Raw genomic sequence first — 3,551 nt, 5'->3', positions numbered from 1 at the left:
GAGGCGTGGGCGTGCGGCGCGGACGTGGACTGGGACGCCTTCTACGCGGGCACCCGCCCGCGGCGCGTCGACCTCCCCACCTACCCCTTCCAGCGCGAGTGGTACTGGCTCACCCCCGACGAGACCGACCGGCCGGCCGGCACCGGCACCGACCCCGCCGACGGCGAGTTCTGGTCGGCCGTCGAGAGCGGAGACGTCACCCGTCTGTCCACCGTTCTCGACATCACCGGCGACGACACCGAGGCCTTCAGCAGCCTGCTGCCCGCACTCGCCTCCTGGCGCCGCCGCCGCACCCTGCGCACCACCCTCGACACCTGGCGCCACCGCGTCCACTGGACCCCGCTGACCGGCGCCGCCGGCGCCGTCCCCGCCGGCCGCTGGCCCGCCCTCGTCCCGGCCGGGCACGCCGACGACCCCTGGGTCGATGCCCTCCTCACCGCCCTCACCGCCCGCGGACTGCGCGTCGAACGCCACGACCTGACCGGCGACGAGGACGCCGCCGCCCTCACCGCCCTGCTCACCACCCCCGACGGCGAGGGCCCCGCCGGCGTGCTGTCGCTGCTCGCCCTCGACGAGCGGCCGCACCCCGACCACCCCGCCGTACCGCGCGGCCTCGTCGCCGCCAAGAACCTGACCCACGCCCTCGCCGGCAACGGCACCCGCCTGTGGGCGCTGACCCGCGGCGCCGTCTCCGTCGACAGCCGGGACCCGCTGACCTCGCCCGTCCAGGCCGAGACCTGGGGCTTCGGCCGCGCCGTCGCCTTCGAGCTCCCGGACACCTGGGGCGGACTCGTCGACCTGCCCCCCACCCCCGACCCACGCGCCCTCGACCGCCTGCCCGGCCTCCTCGGCGGCACCGAGGACCAGCTCGCCGTACGCGCCTCCGGCTCCTACGCCCGCCGGCTCGCCCGCATGCCGCTGCCCGAGCCCGCCGGCGACGCAGACCCCACCGGCACCTGGGCACCGCACGACACCGTCCTGATCACCGGCGGCACCGGCGCCCTCGGCGCCCACGTCGCGCGCTCCCTGGCCGCCGCCGGCACCCGGCACCTGGTCCTCACCAGCCGCCGAGGCCCCGACGCGCCCGGCGTCGCCGAACTCGCCGCCGAACTCGGCGCCCACGGAGCCCGCGTCACCGTCGCCGACTGCGACGTCGCCGACCGCGACCAGCTCGCCGGTCTCCTCGGTTCCCTCCCCGCCGACCTGCCGCTCACCGGCGTCGTGCACGCCGCGGGCGTACTCGACGACGGCGTACTCGACGCCCTCACCCCGGACCGCTTCGACGCCGTCCTGCGCCCCAAGACCCTCGGCACCGCCAACCTGCACGAACTCACCCGTGACCACGACCTGTCGATGTTCGTGCTGTTCTCCTCCATCGTCGGCGTCCTCGGCAACGCAGGACAGGCCAACTACGCCGCCGCCAACGCCTACCTCGACGCCGTCGCCGAGCAGCGCCGCGCCGCCGGCCTGCCCGTCACCTCCGTCGCCTGGGGCCCCTGGGCCGACGCGGGCATGGCCACCGCCGACGTCCTCACCGACCGGATGCGCCACGACGGACTCACCCCGATGGCGCCCGACACCGCCGTCGCCGCGCTGCGCGCCGCCGTCTCCGAGGGCGCCTCGCACGCCACCGTCGTCGACGTCGACTGGCGGTCGTACGCCGGCGTCCTGACCGCCGCCCGGCCCAGCCCTCTCATCGGCGACCTGCCCGAGGTCCGCCGCGCCCTGGAGGCGGCCAAGGCCGCCGCGACCGACACCCACGCCCTGCGCGACCGGCTGCGCGGCCTCGCCCCCGCCGACCAGGACCGTCTGCTCACCGACCTGGTCCGCGCCGAGGTCGCCACCGCCCTGCGCCACGCCTCGCCCGAGGCGGTCGACGTGCACCGCGCCTTCAAGGACCTGGGCTTCGACTCGCTCACCGCCGTCGAGGTGCGCAACCGCATCACCGCCGCCACCGACGTCAAGCTGCCCACGACACTCCTGTTCGACCACCCCAACACCGTCGCCGTCGTCGACCACCTGAAGGGCCGGCTGCTCGGCGAACAGCGGCCCGCCGCCGCACCCGTGGTCGTCGCGGCCGGTGTCACCGACGAGCCGATGGCCGTGGTCGCCATGGCCTGCCGCTTCCCCGGAGGGGTCACCACCCCCGAGGAACTGTGGGACCTCATGGCCGCCGAGGTCGACGCGGTGTCCACCCCGCCCGCCGACCGCGGCTGGGACCTCGACTCGATGTACGACCCCGACTCCGAACGGCAGGGCACCACCTACAGCCGTGAGGGCGGCTTCATCCAGGACGTCGCCGGATTCGACCCGGCGTTCTTCGGCATCTCCCCGCGCGAGGCCCTCGCCATGGACCCGCAGCAGCGTCTGCTGCTGGAGACCTCCTGGGAGACGTTCGAACGCGCAGGCATCGACCCGGAGACCCTGCGCTCCACCGCCACCGGAGTCTTCGTCGGCACCATCAACACCGACTACCAGGTCCGCCTCGGTGGTGCCGCCGCCCAGGAGCAGCTCGCCGGCCACCTCATGACCGGCAACGCCTCCAGCATCGCCTCCGGCCGCCTGTCCTACACGTACGGCTTCGAGGGCCCCGCCGTCACCATGGACACCGGCTGCTCGTCCTCCATGGTCGCCCTGCACCTGGCCCTGCAGTCGCTGCGCACCGGTGAGTGCACCATGGCCCTGGCCGGCGGTGTCACCATCATGTCCACCCCCGAGCCCTACGTGGAGTTCTCCCGGCAGCGCGGCCTCGCCCCCGACGGCCGCTGCAAGGCGTTCGCCGAGGGCGCCGACGGTATGGGCTTCGCCGAGGGCGTCGGCCTCGTCCTGCTGGAGCGGCTCTCCGACGCCCGCCGCAACGGGCACCAGGTCCTCGCCGTGGTGCGCGGCTCCGCCCTCAACCAGGACGGCGCCTCCAACGGTCTCACCGCCCCCAACGGGCCCTCCCAGCAGCGCGTCATCCGTCAGGCCCTCGCCAACGCCGGACTGTCCGCCGCCGAGGTCGACGTGGTCGAGGCGCACGGCACCGGTACCCCGCTCGGCGACCCGATCGAGGCCCAGGCCATCCTCGCCACCTACGGTCAGGACCGTCCGGCGGAGCGGCCGCTGCTGCTCGGCTCGCTGAAGTCGAACATCGGCCACACCCAGGCCGCCGCGGGAGTCGGCGGCATGATGAAGATGGTGCTCGCGATGCGGCACGGCATGGTGCCCAAGAGCCTGCACATCACCGACCCCACCTCGGTCGTCGACTGGTCCAGCGGTGCCGTCCGCCTGGTCACCGAGGCCACCCCCTGGCCGGACGCCGGCCACCCCCGCCGCGCGGGCATCTCCTCCTTCGGCATCAGCGGCACCAACGGCCACCTCATCCTCGAGCAGGCCCCGGAACCCGAGCCCGCCGACGGGGCGGAAGACCCGGCCGCGGAGACGGACGGCGTACTCACCGAAGCGGCCCGGGTTCCGGCGTGGTTGCCGTGGGTGGTGTCGGCGAAGTCGCGTGAGGCGGTGCGGGAGCAGGCGGCGCGGCTGGCGGTGTCGGTGCGCGGCGCGGACAC

At 75.1% G+C, this 3,551-nt stretch carries 1 protein-coding gene; it reads left to right on the top strand.

Features of this window, described 5'->3' with window-relative positions:
* Positions 1-3,551, top strand: a 3,551-nt coding sequence (locus ACFWVE_RS34815) for an SDR family NAD(P)-dependent oxidoreductase (RefSeq protein ID WP_384023213.1), incomplete at both ends; no start/stop codon positions are given.

The organism is Streptomyces sp. NPDC058632, from assembly GCF_042717095.1.
Classification (GTDB): domain Bacteria; phylum Actinomycetota; class Actinomycetes; order Streptomycetales; family Streptomycetaceae; genus Streptomyces.
The sequence above is the reverse complement of the archived record's forward strand: the minus strand, read 5'-3'. Positions and strand labels throughout refer to the sequence as shown.